Source organism: candidate division WWE3 bacterium (assembly GCA_026396615.1).
Lineage (GTDB): Bacteria > Patescibacteriota > WWE3 > JAPLWK01 > JAPLWK01 > JAPLWK01.
On record JAPLWK010000008.1, the window covers coordinates 34,954 to 50,622 of the forward strand.

At 44.5% G+C, this 15,669-nt stretch carries 17 protein-coding genes and 1 rRNA gene; 16 read left to right on the forward strand and 2 right to left on the reverse strand.

Going from position 1 to position 15,669, the window contains the following annotated elements:
* Positions 1 to 176: 176 nt before the first annotated feature.
* Positions 177 to 2,529: ribosomal RNA gene (locus NT141_01705) — 16S ribosomal RNA — on the reverse strand.
* 380 nt (positions 2,530 to 2,909) lie between these two features.
* On the opposite strand from NT141_01705, the gene NT141_01710 reads away from it, so the two are divergent.
* The 5 genes from NT141_01710 (at position 2,910) to NT141_01730 (ending at position 5,268) form a co-directional block, all read left to right on the forward strand.
* The gene (locus NT141_01710) at positions 2,910 to 3,302 is read left to right on the forward strand and encodes a hypothetical protein (protein ID MCX6783766.1); all 393 of its coding nucleotides are present in this window, start codon (positions 2,910 to 2,912) and stop codon (positions 3,300 to 3,302) included.
* Positions 3,303 to 3,420: 118 nt separating this feature from the next.
* On the forward strand, positions 3,421 to 3,843 hold the full coding sequence (locus tag NT141_01715) for a hypothetical protein (GenBank protein ID MCX6783767.1): 423 nt from the start codon (positions 3,421 to 3,423) through the stop codon (positions 3,841 to 3,843).
* A gap of 100 nt (positions 3,844 to 3,943) precedes the next feature.
* Positions 3,944 to 4,312, forward strand: coding sequence for a hypothetical protein (locus tag NT141_01720; protein MCX6783768.1), 369 nt, complete (start codon positions 3,944 to 3,946; stop codon positions 4,310 to 4,312).
* Between the two features lie 180 nt (positions 4,313 to 4,492).
* The gene (locus NT141_01725) at positions 4,493 to 4,843 is read left to right on the forward strand and encodes a hypothetical protein (GenBank protein MCX6783769.1); all 351 of its coding nucleotides are present in this window, start codon (positions 4,493 to 4,495) and stop codon (positions 4,841 to 4,843) included.
* An 11-nt stretch (positions 4,844 to 4,854) separates the two neighbouring features.
* Positions 4,855 to 5,268: a hypothetical protein gene (locus NT141_01730; GenBank protein MCX6783770.1), complete on the forward strand. Its 414-nt coding sequence runs from the start codon at positions 4,855 to 4,857 to the stop codon at positions 5,266 to 5,268.
* A 60-nt stretch (positions 5,269 to 5,328) separates the two neighbouring features.
* On the opposite strand, the gene mnmA is transcribed toward NT141_01730, so the two are convergent.
* Positions 5,329 to 6,552, reverse strand: a complete 1,224-nt coding sequence (gene mnmA, locus NT141_01735) for a tRNA 2-thiouridine(34) synthase MnmA (GenBank protein ID MCX6783771.1) — start codon at positions 6,550 to 6,552, stop codon at positions 5,329 to 5,331.
* A gap of 78 nt (positions 6,553 to 6,630) precedes the next feature.
* On the opposite strand from mnmA, the gene NT141_01740 reads away from it, so the two are divergent.
* The 11 genes from NT141_01740 (at position 6,631) to NT141_01790 (ending at position 15,669) form a co-directional block, all read left to right on the forward strand.
* Positions 6,631 to 7,191: a hypothetical protein gene (locus NT141_01740; protein MCX6783772.1), complete on the forward strand. Its 561-nt coding sequence runs from the start codon at positions 6,631 to 6,633 to the stop codon at positions 7,189 to 7,191.
* A 1-nt stretch (position 7,192) separates the two neighbouring features.
* Positions 7,193 to 8,269 (forward strand): Fic family protein, encoded by a 1,077-nt coding sequence (locus NT141_01745; protein ID MCX6783773.1) that lies wholly within the window; start codon positions 7,193 to 7,195, stop codon positions 8,267 to 8,269.
* 92 nt (positions 8,270 to 8,361) lie between these two features.
* A complete protein-coding gene (locus NT141_01750; GenBank protein MCX6783774.1) occupies positions 8,362 to 10,176 on the forward strand; it encodes an ATP-dependent DNA ligase in 1,815 nt (604 codons plus the stop codon).
* Between the two features lie 140 nt (positions 10,177 to 10,316).
* Complete coding sequence (locus tag NT141_01755) at positions 10,317 to 10,625, forward strand: DUF4870 domain-containing protein (GenBank protein MCX6783775.1); 309 nt, start codon at positions 10,317 to 10,319, stop codon at positions 10,623 to 10,625.
* An 8-nt stretch (positions 10,626 to 10,633) separates the two neighbouring features.
* The gene (locus NT141_01760; protein MCX6783776.1) at positions 10,634 to 10,981 is read left to right on the forward strand and encodes a hypothetical protein; all 348 of its coding nucleotides are present in this window, start codon (positions 10,634 to 10,636) and stop codon (positions 10,979 to 10,981) included.
* 183 nt (positions 10,982 to 11,164) lie between these two features.
* Complete coding sequence (locus tag NT141_01765) at positions 11,165 to 11,461, forward strand: hypothetical protein (GenBank protein ID MCX6783777.1); 297 nt, start codon at positions 11,165 to 11,167, stop codon at positions 11,459 to 11,461.
* 104 nt (positions 11,462 to 11,565) lie between these two features.
* Complete coding sequence (locus tag NT141_01770; protein ID MCX6783778.1) at positions 11,566 to 12,096, forward strand: hypothetical protein; 531 nt, start codon at positions 11,566 to 11,568, stop codon at positions 12,094 to 12,096.
* 131 nt (positions 12,097 to 12,227) lie between these two features.
* On the forward strand, positions 12,228 to 12,986 hold the full coding sequence (gene lgt / locus NT141_01775; GenBank protein MCX6783779.1) for a prolipoprotein diacylglyceryl transferase: 759 nt from the start codon (positions 12,228 to 12,230) through the stop codon (positions 12,984 to 12,986).
* Positions 12,953 to 13,726 carry a thioredoxin domain-containing protein gene (locus NT141_01780; protein ID MCX6783780.1) on the forward strand — a complete coding sequence of 258 codons (774 nt, stop codon included), beginning with the start codon at positions 12,953 to 12,955 and terminating at the stop codon, positions 13,724 to 13,726. Before lgt ends, NT141_01780 begins: the two co-directional genes overlap by 34 nt.
* Before the next feature lie 68 nt (positions 13,727 to 13,794).
* The gene (locus NT141_01785; GenBank protein ID MCX6783781.1) at positions 13,795 to 14,913 is read left to right on the forward strand and encodes an FAD-dependent oxidoreductase; all 1,119 of its coding nucleotides are present in this window, start codon (positions 13,795 to 13,797) and stop codon (positions 14,911 to 14,913) included.
* 117 nt (positions 14,914 to 15,030) lie between these two features.
* The gene (locus NT141_01790) at positions 15,031 to 15,669 is read left to right on the forward strand and encodes a hypothetical protein (GenBank protein ID MCX6783782.1); all 639 of its coding nucleotides are present in this window, start codon (positions 15,031 to 15,033) and stop codon (positions 15,667 to 15,669) included.

Below are 15,669 nucleotides of genomic sequence, written 5' to 3' on the forward strand. Positions count from 1 at the left end.
GTTCCAGGCATCCGAACGAGAGTCACTTCCTCATGACACACCATGAGTCGATTTGACTATCCCTGTCAACGGGATTTCGGCTGCCTTTTGCCTCAGGCCCTCCAGACCAGCGCCTCGCGGCTCTGGACCTGCCATGTTATTTTCTTGACTACCACATTCAGTTTTCATGAACGTGGGATGGATTTTAACCATCTAGTTTTCTAAACTGCCAGACGCGCAATTAAATTTTTGTGTGCAAGACCCGAGAACGTATTCACCGCAGTATAGCTGACCTGCGATTACTAGCAACTCCAGCTTCATGAGGGCGAGTTGCAGCCCTCAATCCGAACTAAGGTCCACTTTTGTGGGATTTGCTCCACCTTACGATTTCGCTTCCCTTTGTAGTGGCCATTGTGGCATGTTTCTAGCCCCAGGCATAAGGGCAATACCGACTTGACGTCATCCCCGCCTTCCTCCCTCTTGCGAGGGCAGTTCCACTAGAGTGATACAACTAGTAGTAGGGGTTGCGCTCGTTGACCCACTGAAGGGTACGTCTCACGATACGAGCTGACGACAGCCATGCAACACCTGTGATAGCCTTCTTGCGAATTTCCCGCGTTTCTGCGGAATAGGACGCTATCATGTCAAACCTGGGTAAGGTTCTTCGGTTATCATCGAATTAAAGAACATGCTTCGCTGCTTGTGCGGGTCCCCGCCAATTCCTTTGAGTTTTAAGCTTGCGCTCGTACTTCCCAGGCGGTCGACTTAACGCGTTAGCTTCGACGAACAATCCACCTTGCGGCGGGCCATCCATCCAGTCGACATAGTTTACGGCGTGGACTACACGGGTCATCGTGTATTTTAGCTCCTATTACTAGGAGGATCGGACTATATCATTCACTGAAATGTTTGTGACGACTTTGCTTATCTTTAAGATAAAATCGCACCACTTCTTCCGAAAAACCGGAAGACGTAATCACTTCAGAGATCCAGCGTTGCTGAAGAATTGAATCTTTGTATAGAAGCAATACTTTAGGCAACATTTGAGGAACTGGTACATAAGGAATTATGAGCCTTAAGAATTTTTTTAGTTCTTCTACAGAACTTAAATAAACTCTGCTATAGACCTTATTAACCAACGGGCGATGGACAAATCCAACGCTCGTGTTAATACCCCAAACGATTTTAAAATATCTTTTAATAATTTCGGCTTCTTTTAAGGAATAGCCATCTGTACAAAAAACCCCTTTGCGTTCCCCAATGATAGAACCATCATCAAACCACCAGATTGCCAGAGCAAGTGGGGTTAATTTGTTCAACCATCTTCGGGAAACAAGCTTTTTTTGCCTTTTTGTAACCAAGTTATAATAACCGGTTAAAACTGGCAAAGCTAAGCTTTGATAACGCAACTTAGGATTCTTACTGTAACCATCAGCTGGTTGCTCCCAACAACAAGAGTCGCTTGATATTTCCTTAAGTTTAGACATTTTCCACCAAAAATATTCTTTCTGGTTTATTGAATGCCTAAAGGATAATCTCGCGTTTTTGTAATTAGGATTTACAGCTATTGAGGCATCTCCTAAAAGAGAACCTAAAACCACTGCTTCACATTCTTTTGACAAAGGTGTTAGCTTCATTAAGCTATTTTACACCAACTGTCGTCAATTCTTCATAGTCTCTACGGGAGTCGCCTTAGGCGACCTTCCCTCGGGATTGACCTAAAATAAATTTAGGGTTTCCCCGATACAGCTGAATGCTCATCTCGATATCGCTATCGAGAGGGACACCATTCCCCCGATAAAATCGGGGACGGACTATCTAATCCGTTTTGCTCCCCACGCTTTCGTATCTCAGCGTCAGAAAATTCCCAGGTAGCTGCCTACGCCTTTGGTGTTCCAAGTGCTCTCAACGCATTTCACTGCTACTGCACTTGTTCCGCTACCCCCTAAATATCTCTAGTCTAGAAGTATCACAAGCAGTTCCAAGGTTGAGCCTTGGGATTTCACCTGTGACTATCTAAACCGCCTACATAACTCTTTACGCCCAATAAATCCGGATAATGCTTGGATCCTACGTATGACCGCTGCTGCTGGCACGTAGTTAGCCGATCCTTCTTAACGTCGGTTTACGACCCGAAGGCCTTCATCCCGCACGCGGCGTCGCTGGGTCAGACTTTCGTCCATTGCCCAAAATTCCCGATTGCTGCCATCCGTAGATGTGGGGGCCGTGTCGCAGTCCCCCTCTGGCTGGTCATCCTCGTGAGACCAGCTACCCGTCATAGACTTGGTGGGCCTTTACCCCGCCAACTATCTGATAGGCCGCAGGCTCATCCTAAAGCGGCTTGCGCCTTTACTCTTAACTTTTTACAGTCAGAGACTATTGGGTATTACCTAATCTTTCGACTAGCTATTCCCATCTTTAGGGTAGATTCCTACGTGTTACTCAGCCGTCTGCCGCTACTTAAACCCTTGCGGGTCTAAATCGCTCGACTTGCATACCTTAGGCACGCCGCCAGCATTTATCCTGAACCAGGATCAAATTCTCAAAAAAAATTCTTTCCACCTTTAAAACTTTACTTTATCAATGTGATGTCACTTCAATCACGATTTAGTGACACCTATTTGGTTATCAAGGTGCATACCCTTACTTGTCATTCCGGGCTTGACCCGGAATCCAGTAAACCAACAGTCCGAAACATCCTAATTAATCCGAAATGGTATCCGAATTAATCCTAATATCGGACGGGTCTTAAAAACAAATAAACCCCAGGTCTGCCCTGCGGTTTTTATGTTTAGCTGTAGTAGTATCCCAAAGGACTTACTAAAAGCGTTTGGTAGAGTTACTTTTAACTTATGCAGGGAGGTTTGTCAACGGCCAAAAGAGGTGCTAAAGTAGCGCTCATCTGAATACTCAGAAAGAGGAGACAAGAAATGAATAGTTCCTGGTCATATCAACCTATCATGGACGGCATTATCCGTTATGTAAACGAAAAGGAGTTGCGAAGGCTCGGACTGGAATCTGCTTACGTTCTAACAGTTTCCGCTAACCTAGCAACAGTTAGGTCTTCCTGTATTGGCATAAGCCCGCTAAATGGACGGGGCTTTTGCGGCAATGTTACTTTCAGAATTAACGGTCGTGACGGTGTTAAAGTGTCGAAAATAGAAGTCGTTTGGAATGGCTACACTAACACCGAGGTAAGTGGCATTGATAAACCACGCCTCCTAGAGATGCTTCTCAAAGTGGTCGCTTTGCTACCAATGGATCTAACCGAACCCGGCTTTTCCAAAAAATGGATGCAGCACCTTAAACAAGCCTGGGAATAATAAACCACTCTTAGTACACCCGATCTTGTTTTAAAAGCAATTTCGGGTGTTTTTGTTTGATCTAAAAGCCTTAAAGTGCTAAAGTGCGGTCACCAAAACTTTAGAAGGAGAAGATTAAATGAGTATCTGGAATGCTGACGATGGCAGTGAGGTAAGGCTCGTCGACAAAGATCGCTTGAGAGAGCTTGGGGCGCGTGCAGTTAGTATTATGGCCTGCCGAACAGATTGCAGATTAGATTACTTGGAGCTGTTATTTACAATCGCCTACACGGCAAGTGATAACCAAAGCCTAATCTTTAGCGCTGTGTTTGTACCAAATGGCCAAAAAAACAAAGTAACCAGTGGATTAACTTTCCGCAGACTTGGTTACTGGGAACAAGATTCAGCAGAATTAAAGATAGAGGCCTTAAAGATCGTAAAAGCGATAATGAATCTCTACGTCCAAAATCAAGCCTACTCAGGATTTCTAAACTCAAGAAATATAGAATTGCTGAAGATGGTTTGGGATAACGCATCAGTTTCTAACATCATCGAAAAATAGTCGTTACCTACCGCACACCCGATCTTGTTTTAAAAGCAATTTCGGGTGTCATCTTTTTTGATCACTGACAAAATTTGCCGATCGGCATAAAATGTCGGACTTGTCTGCTGGCCATGCCTTGTTGCAGCAGCATTTCTGTGCTACCATTCTGGGTGTTATGAAGGTAGTTCTAGTTGCCTTAACCTCAAGCTTATTTTTATTGGCCACATCGGATCAAACTTTTGCCAAGAGTTACAGTGTGAACACTTTTAAGGCACCAAAAATAACAGCTCCCAAGTCATACGTTTATAAAGCACCAAAGATACAAACTTTTAAACCCACTACCTATCGTAACTATACAGGCGGTGGAACCTTAAAATATCAAAATGGTTACTTCAAGCCATCTACAGGTACGTATGTTCAGGGATATCTTAAAACTAAACCCGACAACTACACCTGGAACAACCGCAAGTCTCTTTACGGCTATTAAAAAATTAGTAGTGCGTAATTCTCCTTTTTCCACCTAGGCTATTTCTTTTTCAACCACGGACAAATAGCAGCGGGTGCAGTAAATTGTCAATCGCTACCTCTTCGGTCACTATGCTTGTACTGACGATGTTTCTGTGCTACCGTAAGCGAAATCAATCGAATCTAATTAAGGAGAGGAAAAATGCATAAACATAAAACTGTGGCCGCTAAAATTCCGGGAGACTCGGGATCGTATGGCATCATCAGAGATACAGCTGTCTTGGAGATAGCCGCTAATTCCCCAGAACCATTCGCGTACTTTGAAGTCGTTAGGCAGTTTGATAATCCCACTGACCCACCGACCGGGAATCTACCCAATGAAAACATACTGGCGATTGCTTTTATCTATGAGGATTCAACCCACCTTCACGACTTTGAAACACCAGAGGAGCTAGCCCGTATTAAAGAGCTTTATTCAACAGATTGGTACTTTTGTTATGTGGAACTGAGGCCGCTGCCCGACGTGCATGCCGCCCGTCAGTTATTTCGTTAAGGAGACTAAAAATGGCTACGAAAACGATTGAAGTTTTGGCGGGTATTATTGCCTGTGTGCCCACTGTTCCCAACGCCATACCCAGAGTGGTTGGCACTCGCGATGAGCTGGCTCAGGTAGTGTCTGATTTTGGACATAGAGTGAATTTATTTCAGCTGCAGCACCTATCTAAATTAGAAGTGAAAATGGCCGCTGAAAGCCAGAAAAGTGATGAAGCCGCAGAGGTTAGTGCCGGAAAGTGGGCAGTTAAGATCAGCGATCGCGGAATCACTAGTTTAAGAGTGTTTAGCGACTTCTTTGAACGCTACAACGTTATGGACAATACCGCCAAGAAATCAACGCAAGCCAAGTTTGAGGATGTGCGGCTAATTGCTGTCAGCCACGAACAAGCTTCATGGCATTTGGCAGAACCCAGGCGCTGGTAAATAACAAGTCGAACCACAAGTTAGCGCCCTTAGATTTATCTAAATTTAAGGGCGCGTTTGTTATTTAAAAGTAATAACTCCCCCGCCAATTAATTCTTCGCGAAAATAAAAAACAGCACTTTGCCCCGCCGCTACGCCAAAAAAAGGCGTTTCTAAAGTAACTTCAATAATCCCCCCAATTTTCCGAATCTCCCCAACCTTAACAAACTCCCCTAAATGACGGATCCTCACTTTTAGATCTTTAATTTCTAAAGGATCTTTTAAGAAATTAAAATCCTGGACCGATAAAATAGATATAGAAGCATCTTCTCGACTACCAACTACAAGTCTATTAGCGGCCACATTCTTGCTAATAACATACTGTTGTTGGCTATTCGCTGTCTTGTTATTTGTTATAAAGCCATGGCGCTGCCCGATTGTGTACAAAGGTAACCCAATGTGACTGCCTATTACTGCTCCAGTAGTATTTACTACCTCTCCTGGTTGTAACTTAGCGCCCGATAAATGCTTCTGTAGAAAGCTTTTAGTATCGTCATCGGGAATAAAGCACACGTCGTAACTTTCCGCAGCGTCTTTCATTGGCAATGACGATGCAGATGCCACCTTACGTACCTCTGGTTTGTTCATTTCTCCTAAAGGGAATATTAGTGACGATATCTGATCCTGTTTTAAAGTCCATAAAAAGTAGCTTTGATCTTTCTTCTTATCGGTTGCCATAAACAAACGGGGAATTGATTCCCCACGATCCGATTGTAGGGTTGACCCTATGTGGTCAACCTCAATCCGATCGACCCCCACATTCTGTATTTTGGCATAGTGCCCTGTAGCCAAATAATCAAACCCCTGCTCTTTTGACCACTCTAAAAGCCGCCCAATTTTAAGGTACTCGTTACACCTAATACAAGGATTAGGCGTTAAACCAGCCTCGTAATCCGCAATAAAACGGTTAAACACTAATTCCTTAAAATCAGCCGAGTAATCCAGCACGGTTAGGGGGATATCTAGATGCCGGCAAAGCGCTACCACCTTCTTAAATGAGGATAAATCACAGCATTTATTGTAGTTTTGGTCCGATAGTTTAAGGTGAACGCCATGCACCTCGTACCCTTGATCCTTTAATAGTAAGGCAGCCACCCCACTGTCAACACCACCGGACAGAGCAACGACAACTTTTTGACGCTTTTCTAAACTCATAAGTGGACATTTTAAAGCAATAAACCAAACAAGACCATACGTAGGGGCTTGATTTATCAAGCCCTCAATCCAATCGATCGAGGGCGGCATAAATGCCGCCCCTACGTTATTATTCGAGCACATTCGGAAACCATTAACAATTCCCGCAGAATACCGTATACTATTTATATGGATCTACTGGCCATTGGCAGCTTAATTTATCTATTTGCCGGTGACATTTTGCCTGCCGCACCCAAAGAAGTCTTAATAACGCCCTTCAAAGACGCCGCAGGCCGCTACGTTGAGCGCGCGGACTTAACGGCCTTGTGTTTAACCGCGGAACTGTTTGACCTGCGGCGTCAAGGTTTAATACTTATTGAAGGCAACGGCACCGTTACCTACCTTAAAAAATCCGGTAGCAATCAAATGCCCAGTCCCATCTCCGATCTGGCGATTAGAATAATCGACGCTCTAAAATCTGAGGCCGTAAAACTTAGCGATTTCGTAAAGAAGTTTGAGAATACTAAAGACACAATTTCTATAATTTACGAAGATCTAAAGCGTTTGGAATTAGTTAAGAAAGTAGAGGCTAAAAAGTTTTTGTTTATAAAATCGCCGGACTTTGAATTTAATCGCCAAAAAATTGAACCTTTAGAAAACCTGGTCCCGCAAGTTCAAGCTAAAATCGAGAATTATAAATTAGATCCCGGCTTTAATGAGATTTTAGCCCAAATCAAGGGCGTTATCTAGTATGTACGAGCCTAAATATATTATCTCACCAAAGCTTTTAAACGTCATTGGCAAAATCGAAGCGGCTAAAGAAGTTATTGAAAACGCTCCGTTAGTGCCCCAGTGGGAACGCCAGTTCATGAATGATGCTGAGGCTCGGACCGTCCATTTTTCGACGCATATTGAGGGCAATGCCTTAGAGTTTAGTGAAGTTAAGAAAGTGTTAACCGGCCGCGGTGAAGAAGTGGTGGCCAGAGAGCGTGACCTCCAGGAGATTCTTAACTACCGCGAAGTAGTTAAATACATCGAAAAAATGTCAACACCTACCCAACCTATCGTACCTATAATACCTATGGTACCTACCAACCCAACTATAACTGAAAGCACTATCCGCGAGCTACACCGTTTAATTACGAACCGCATTCTTTCTCCAGAGAAACAAGGAAAATATCGCACCCAGATTGCCAGTATTCGCAATTCAATTACCGGCGAAGTCAGCTTTGTGGCCCCGGAAGCACCACAGATAAATATTTTAATGACCGACCTTACCACTTGGCTGACGACCGAAGCCAAGGACGTCCATCCCGTACTAAAAGCCGGCATGGTGCACTACGAACTGGTGCGGATTCATCCGTTTGAAGATGGGAATGGCCGCACAGCTCGGGCTCTGGCGACCTTGTCACTTTATCTGGATGGCTATAATATCCGCCGGTTTTTTAGTTTAGATGAGCATTACGACCAAGACGCCGCCGCTTATTATTCAGCTTTACAAGCGGCCAACAAAGGGGAACTCACAACCTGGCTGGAATATTTTAGTGAAGGACTGGCGATAGAACTTAACCGCGTTAAAGAGCGCGTCTTAAAACTTAGTCATGATAGTAAGCTGCGGAAGACGGTTGGCCAAATTGCTTTGTCGGAGCGCCAAGAACGGGTCATTGAGCAATTGCAAGACGTCGGCTACGTCCAAAATAAAGATTTTAAGAATATCTTCCCCGGCATCAGTGAGGACACGGTCTTAAGAGAGTTAAAAGACCTCGTTATTAAAGGCCTGATCTTTAAAAAAGGTAGTACCAAAGGGGCAAGATATGTACTTCGGTAGTTGACTCATTAGTCATTAGACATTTGGCATTTCGCCATTAAATCATTGAACATTAATGAAAAATGGTTAAATGACTTAATGACTAATGTTAAATGGCAAATGAATCCAATATGACTTTCTCTAAACTCACAGAATATTTTCAAAAACTGGAATCTACCCCAAAGCGCTTGGAGATTACTTCGATCCTTGCGGAGCTCATCAACGAAGCAGATGCGACTGAAGTCGACAAGATTCTCTATTTGACCGAGGGACGGCTCGGACCTCTTTTTGACAATGAGGACTTTAACCTCGGCGATAAAATGATCCAACGAGTCCTAAGTACTGCCTACAACAAAGCAACTGAAGAAATAACCAAGCAACTAAACACTGCCGGTGACCTTGGTGACGTCGCTGAAAAACTATCAAACTTATCGCCCTTACCTCCCGCATCTCCCTTAACCGTAATCGAGGTATTCGATCAACTAACTACTATTGCTTACGCAAGTGGCACTAACTCTCAGGATCGTAAAGTACAATCACTTGCTTCTCTACTAAGAATCAGTGCCCCGGTGGCAGCTAAATATTTAGTTAGGATTCCCTTAGGAAAGTTGCGTTTAGGGTTTTCCGATCTTACTGTTCTTGATGCTCTCTCTTACACCATTACCGGGGACAAAGCCTTAAGAAACCAAATTGAAGCCACCTACAACATTTATCCGGATATCGGGCAAATAGCCAAAGTGCTAAAAGAATCCGGTACCGATGGCCTTAAAAAAATTAAACTCACCGCGGGAGTCCCTATTCTACCGGAGCGCTGCTCATTAGTTGAAAGTAGTGTGGAAATGCTAGAACGATCGGAGGTCTGGGCAGTGCAACCCAAGTATGACGGTTTAAGAACGCAGATTCACTACGGCGTAAAATCGGCCAACCACGATTCCCTCATTACCTCAATTCCCCTTATCCCCCTTAACACCCAAACCTCCCATATAAAAACCAAAATCTACTCCCGAGGCCTGGAAGACATTACAGCAACGATGCCGGAAATAGTAGCAGCCGCGGAACAACTAGCTAACGAGTGTCACTTGAGTAGTTTTATTTTAGACGGTGAGGCCGTTACCGTAGATCCCACTACCGGTAAAATAATGCCATTTAACGATACCGTTACCCGCAAACGGAAGTATGATATTGCCGAAAAATCGGCCAGCAATCCTTTGAACATTTTCGTTTTCGATTTACTCTTATTAAATGGAGAGGACTTAACCAACGAACCCTACACCGATCGATACGATCGTTTATCCAACCTATTACACCTACCCAACATATCAAACTTAACCAACCTGCACTTAACCCCCCAAACTGTTTTAAAAGACGCGGCGGCTATTTCGGCCCTATTCCAAAAAGACATTAAAGAAGGCTACGAGGGGATTGTGGCCAAAAAACCAAACAGTACCTACCACGCTGGTGCCCGTGATTATTCTTGGGTTAAACTAAAGCGGGAGGGCGACACCTCAGGCCTAGCCGACACTATCGATTGCGTAGTCATGGGTTACTACGCTGGTGAAGGGAAACGCAACGATTTTGGTATTGGCGCTTTTTTAGTTGGGGTTTACGATCCTAGCGATGACACCTTTAAGACACTGGCTAAAATCGGCACCGGACTTACTGACGATCGCTGGCGTGAGCTTAAAGCCAAGTGTGATCAAATAAAAACCACCAAAATGCCCACTCGTTACGTTACCCCCGCTTCCCTATCACCACACGTCTGGGTGACCCCCAGGCTCGTCGTCTCGATCCGAGCCGATCAAGTTACTAAATCCCCCAGTCACAGCAGCGGCTACTCCTTAAGATTTCCCAGACTTCTCGACTACCGCGAAAAGCTTCCGGAAGACGCCAACTCTGTAAGCGACATAGAAAAATTGTTTAAAAAATAAATCAAAATCTTATTCGTCCTATTCTACCTATCAGACATATCATACCTATATAACCCAACCAAACCCCCAGCACTAGAAAAAACCCAAAGAACTGCTACACTATTTAGATAAGATTATGTTTGTAAAGGTGGTGATTATTAATGTCTGAAGTAACTGCAACCCCCGTAGCTAAAAGTGACAGTAACCTAATGGCCGCTATCTCCTACTTATGGATTCTTTCCATAGTAATGTATTTCGTTAAGAAAGATGATGAATTCGTGAGATTCCATGCTAAACAAGGTATGGTACTTTTTATAGCTGAGTTAGTTTGCACTATCATCCCGGTTATCAACTTTTTCGCCTGGATTGTTTTCTTAATAATCGCCATTGTTGCCGCGTCTAAGGCTTACAAGGGTGAACGCTGGGTAATGCCAGTCGTTGGAGGAATCGCCGAAAAGATTAATTTCTAAGAGGTTTTATGGGTGATGAGCATCCGTTTAGCAATGAAGCCCTAAAAAAGGCCGAAAAAGCCCGCAACTTAAAGGCGGCAGTTTCTTATTTGTGGCTGGGATCGCTTTTCACGATGCTGACTAACAACGGCGACGCTTTTGTAGCCATGCACGCTCGTCAGGGAGTAACGATTACTCTCTTTACCGCCCTTATTTTTATTCCGGGACTGACGCAATTCTTCCTCCCCTTTGTGGGAGGAGCTTGCGCCATTATGTACGGCTTAGGTTTCTACATGGCTTATCAGGGACGTGAGTTCAAAATGCCGGGAATTTGGGACCTATCGCAGAAGATATTTAGGTCACAGTACATAGGATAAAGAATGTCATTCCGGGCTTGACCCGGAATCCAGCAGCTCTAATAATTTGAAATTTAAAATCAAAGTTTAAATTTGAAAAATCGACGCTCATTTTGTTCGCTACCAATTCTTATAGAATTGTTAAATTTTTAAGCATTTCAAATTGAATTCAAATTGTAAATTTCAAATTGAAAATTAAGATTAATGAAATCTATTAAAGAAGTTTTATCTGTTAGAGATCCAAAAAAAGGAAAGTACTCCAAGAACGAGTTTCAAGTGTTCGGCTACTATCTCGCTACGAACTTAGAAGACACCGCCCACACCTCACTCTATATTAAGCTCTCCAAAGACGTTGATCGCAACTTGTTGGAAAAGGCTTTAGCGTTTGTAAAAGACAGCAAAGCCCGCTCTAAAGGGAAATTATTCATGTGGAAACTGAAAGAACTGCGTCAACAAAATAAAACAAAGCAGACCAAGCCGGAAGAATTAAATCCAGTTTAATAGTTAGCTGACAAATAGGAGCACGTGCTAAGTTTTGTCAATATTAAAACCCGTCTGATTCCCCTTGCACTCTGCTTTGAATATATCTAATATTAAAGTAGCAAATGTTGACGTTTCTAAAGCACTACAAAATTAACCTCGCCATTGCTCTCGTCATGGCGGTTGCCATTATAATCATCCGCGGCGACTACGCGCTCATCACGATTATTTTGACACTGGTGGCCGCCAAATTGACCGTCTTTTTCTTTGACCTGGAGTTCATCTTCTATGCTTACTTCGCAGAACCAAATACCACCTTTAGCACGTCGCTAAGGACGCTGTTTAGTCAGAAAAACTATGTTGGTGCCATAAGTTTTATCGAGGCCCACGGATCTGATGCCAAAAATCCGATTCTTCGCAGTGCTCTCTTTCAAATACTTTTGATAGTCATTGCTGCTTATTTAGTCTTTTCCAAAGTAGGTCCTTTCGGTGTCACCTTTGCGGTGACCTTGCTAGCTCAAAGCATTTATTTGGGCTGGGAGAGGCGACATTTGGACTGGTTTTGGAACGTCAAGATGACCTTGACGAATAATGTTTATTATTTTTATTTCGGTGTTATTTCTGTAATTTCGGTTTTCCTGTTGTTGTCGATTTAGACAGTGTATTACTTGTCATTCCGGGCTTGACCCGGAATCCAGTCAACCCGATTGTTATTTGCTTTTTGTTATTTGTTATTTTGATCGATGTTACTGGATTCCGGCTCCGGGGCCGGAATGACGAATTGTTTATGAACAACTTACTCTACGGTTTCATCGTCGTCATCGGAATTTGGACTGCCACCACCGCGGTTAGTCTCATTAAAAGAAACACTAAGGTCGATATTTGGGGCGCGCTCGTCTGGGTTTTAATCGGTGGTTTAATAGGGGCGAGACTCTACCATGTCGCTAGTCTTTGGGGTTATTATTCTCAAAATCCCGGGGCGATAATTGCCATTTGGCAAGGCGGGTTGGGCATATACGGCGGCTTAATTGGAGGCGCCATTGCTCTCGTCACCTACTCTCGTCTGCATCATCTGCCTATACTACAACTACTTGACCTTGTCGCTTTAGGTTTACCGCTTGGACAGGCAATAGGCAGATGGGGCAACTACTTTCGCCAGGAACTTTACGGCCTGCCAACTCAATTACCTTGGGGCATCTACATCGCCCCGGAAAATAGATTATGGCAAGTGATGCCTTTTAGCCACTTTCATCCGTTATTTCTCTACGAATCCCTCGGCTGCCTAGTAATATTTGGCATTCTAGTGGGTCTTGCCCTGAGCGAGGCCGCCCCAGGCGGACGAGTCGAAAGGGTTGACGGAGCCCTCTTTTTAATTTATATTGCCTTATACGGAATTTTAAGGTTCACTTTAGAACCTTTGCGGATTGAGAGTTGGACTTTAGGAAGTGTGAACGTCGCGGAGGCCATCTCGGCTTTGTTAACAATTACAGGCATCGTTTTATTAGTAATTTTATGGAAGAAAAAACATCCGTCAAAACTTACTTAACTCCCGTCGCCGTCGTCGTGGCAGGAATAATAATTGGTTCGGCGATTGTATTTAAAGATAAAATAGACATTAAAATCGGATCTAAAGGGACTACCGCCGGAACCCAAGCCACCGCTCCCACTCCAACTCCCAGTCCCACCCCAGCACCAACCGCCGATTTAACCGCTATTAAACCAACTTCGGCTGATACAGTGCTCGGTGACAAGAATGCCAAGGTTCAGATTATTTCTTTTAGTGATTTTGCCTGCCCGTATTGCTCCGCCGCCGATGGTAAAAATGATGCCATGACGACGAGCTTAAAAGGGCAATTCCCAGACTGGCAACCGGCCCTCCCAAATATTATTAAAGATTACGTTAATACCGGTAAAGCCCAATTAGTCTTCCGAGAATTTCCAGTCCACGGTCCCATTGCCGCTAAAGCCGCCGAAGCCGCCATGTGCGCCGGTGATACCGGTAAATACTACGAAATGTCCGGTAAATTATTTGAGACTCAAACTGAATGGTCAAGCTTAGCCATCGCCGATGCCACGACCAAATTTAACGGCTATGCGACGGACCTAGGATTGAATATTGCTGACTGTTTAAGTAGCGGCAAACACACCGCTGACGTTTCCAAGGATCAAGCGGACGGTCAAAAGGCCGGAGTGACGGGCACCCCAACGTTCTTCATTAATGGTGAAATCCTTGTGGGTGCCCAGCCCTACAGTGCCTTTCAGAAGGCCATAGACGCAAAACTTTAACACCACATGTCATTCCGGGCCCCGAAGGGGAGCCTTTGGCTCTTGACCCGGAATCCAGAATATTACCCATGACTAAACCGTACGACGTTCTAATAATTGGATCGGGACCAGCAGGCTTAACAGCCGCCATCTACACCACCCGCTATAATCTTTCAACTCTCATAATAGGAGAAATCGTTGGCGGCCAAATGACGGAAGTCTCGGATATTGAAAACTATCCCGGCTTTGAATCCATATCGGGACTCGAACTCGGCCAAAAGATGCTGGAACAATCACAAAAACTGGGTGCGGAATTTCTTGGCGAGTCGGTGGAGGAAGCGGTCAAGCAGAACGACGGCACTTTCAAGGTGAAAACGTCGACCGGACAGGAATTTGTAGCTAAAAGTATCATTTTGACTTCCGGCACGGAGCCCAAGCGCCTTGATGTTCCGGGTGAAAAAGGGTTGCGAGGGCGCGGAGTGAGTTATTGCGTAACCTGCGACGGACCGCTGTTTAAGAATAAAACGGTGATTGTTATTGGCGGTGGCGACTCCGCTTTCATGGGCGCACTGGAACTGGCCGGTTACGTGAGGCAAGTTTATTTGATTCATCGCAATAATAATTTCAAAGCCAAGCCGGCTCTGATTGAAAGTGTCAAAAACAATCCCAAAGTAATAATTATTCCCAACACTAATATAATTAGTGTTGACGGTGATAAAAGAGTGACTGGGGTAATGCTTGACCAACCATTTGAGGGTAACTCAAAGTTATTAGTTGATGGAATCTTCGTCGAAATCGGCAGTCAGCCGTCTGTAAAACTTTCGCTTGACCTGGAAGTTTCACTTAACGAATATAATTTTGTCGAGGTCGCTGTGGATCAAACTACCAGCGTCCCCGGAGTTTGCGCCGCCGGCGACATTACCACCGGCAGTGACGGCGTTCGTCAGATAGTGACGGCCTGCGGTGAAGCTGCGATTGCATCAAGAAGTATTTATCATTACCTACAAGCAAAGCTGACCGGAGAAGTGATGACACCACATGCTACGATCGACCCCAAAAAATGCGTCGGCTGCGGCATTTGTACCCAAGTTGCTCCGAATTCATTCCAACTAAATGTCAAAACTGAGCTTTCCGAACTTAAAAAGACCGCGACCGCTGCCGAAATCAGGAAGGCAATTAAATCTTGTCCTGAAAATGCAATCCAATAAAAACATGTCATTCCAGGCTTGACCCGGAATCCAGTTACTGGATTCTGAATCAAGTTCAGAATGACGAGTTGGCTAGCACCCTTGACACCATCAGCCTTATAGCCTAAATTTATATTAATGCCCGATAACATTACAACGCCTACCACGCCACCAACCATAGTGACGATCCCCCAAAAATGCTCCAAAGTTAAGCCTTTCCTGGCTGGTTTTTGCCTCGGCGGTTGCCTAATGCTAATTGTCCCAGCCCTATTTCTGGGTTATAAAATCGCCACCTCCACCGCCAATAAAACAGCGACGACCGGCATTCCAAGTAGTTCCGGAATAACCAGTTTGCTGCGCGACGCGGTGCTTAAACAAACCATTGGCGCCCCAGCAACAGTTCCGACCTTACCAAAGACTGCCAAAGATTGCGGCCAGGATCTTCTGTGCATCCAACAAGCAACTAGCGCTTGCTCCCCCGCCAAAGCTGAGGTGACAGCTGGACCCGTCACCATGACTTATCAAATCGTTGGGCCAAGTTTAGTGACCAAAGGTAATTGCCAAGTCGCTTTTACAATCACTAAAGTCGACTCCACAAATAGTGCTCTAAGCCTCCTCGGCCTGCAAGGCCAAAATATGCTCTGTGACCTTAGTCCCGCGATCATTGCCGACCCAAGCACAATTGTAAATGCTCCGGAAAGTGCTATAAATTGTAGTGGTAGTTTATGGGGCCTTTTAAAAATAGTGAGGTCGCAGCAAACACCAACAAATAAATAA

Coding starts and splice junctions, on each gene's coding strand:
- NT141_01710 (MCX6783766.1), top strand. CDS start 2,910: ATGAATAGTTCCTGGTCATATCAACCTATCATGGACGGCATTATCCGT.
- NT141_01715 (MCX6783767.1), top strand. CDS start 3,421: ATGAGTATCTGGAATGCTGACGATGGCAGTGAGGTAAGGCTCGTCGAC.
- NT141_01725 (MCX6783769.1), top strand. CDS start 4,493: ATGCATAAACATAAAACTGTGGCCGCTAAAATTCCGGGAGACTCGGGA.
- NT141_01730 (MCX6783770.1), top strand. CDS start 4,855: ATGGCTACGAAAACGATTGAAGTTTTGGCGGGTATTATTGCCTGTGTG.
- mnmA (MCX6783771.1), bottom strand. CDS start 6,552: ATGCCGCCCTCGATCGATTGGATTGAGGGCTTGATAAATCAAGCCCCT.
- NT141_01740 (MCX6783772.1), top strand. CDS start 6,631: ATGGATCTACTGGCCATTGGCAGCTTAATTTATCTATTTGCCGGTGAC.
- NT141_01745 (MCX6783773.1), top strand. CDS start 7,193: ATGTACGAGCCTAAATATATTATCTCACCAAAGCTTTTAAACGTCATT.
- NT141_01750 (MCX6783774.1), top strand. CDS start 8,362: ATGGCAAATGAATCCAATATGACTTTCTCTAAACTCACAGAATATTTT.
- NT141_01755 (MCX6783775.1), top strand. CDS start 10,317: ATGTCTGAAGTAACTGCAACCCCCGTAGCTAAAAGTGACAGTAACCTA.
- NT141_01760 (MCX6783776.1), top strand. CDS start 10,634: ATGGGTGATGAGCATCCGTTTAGCAATGAAGCCCTAAAAAAGGCCGAA.
- NT141_01765 (MCX6783777.1), top strand. CDS start 11,165: ATGAAATCTATTAAAGAAGTTTTATCTGTTAGAGATCCAAAAAAAGGA.
- NT141_01770 (MCX6783778.1), top strand. CDS start 11,566: ATGTTGACGTTTCTAAAGCACTACAAAATTAACCTCGCCATTGCTCTC.
- lgt (MCX6783779.1), top strand. CDS start 12,228: ATGAACAACTTACTCTACGGTTTCATCGTCGTCATCGGAATTTGGACT.
- NT141_01780 (MCX6783780.1), top strand. CDS start 12,953: ATGGAAGAAAAAACATCCGTCAAAACTTACTTAACTCCCGTCGCCGTC.
- NT141_01785 (MCX6783781.1), top strand. CDS start 13,795: ATGACTAAACCGTACGACGTTCTAATAATTGGATCGGGACCAGCAGGC.
- NT141_01790 (MCX6783782.1), top strand. CDS start 15,031: ATGCCCGATAACATTACAACGCCTACCACGCCACCAACCATAGTGACG.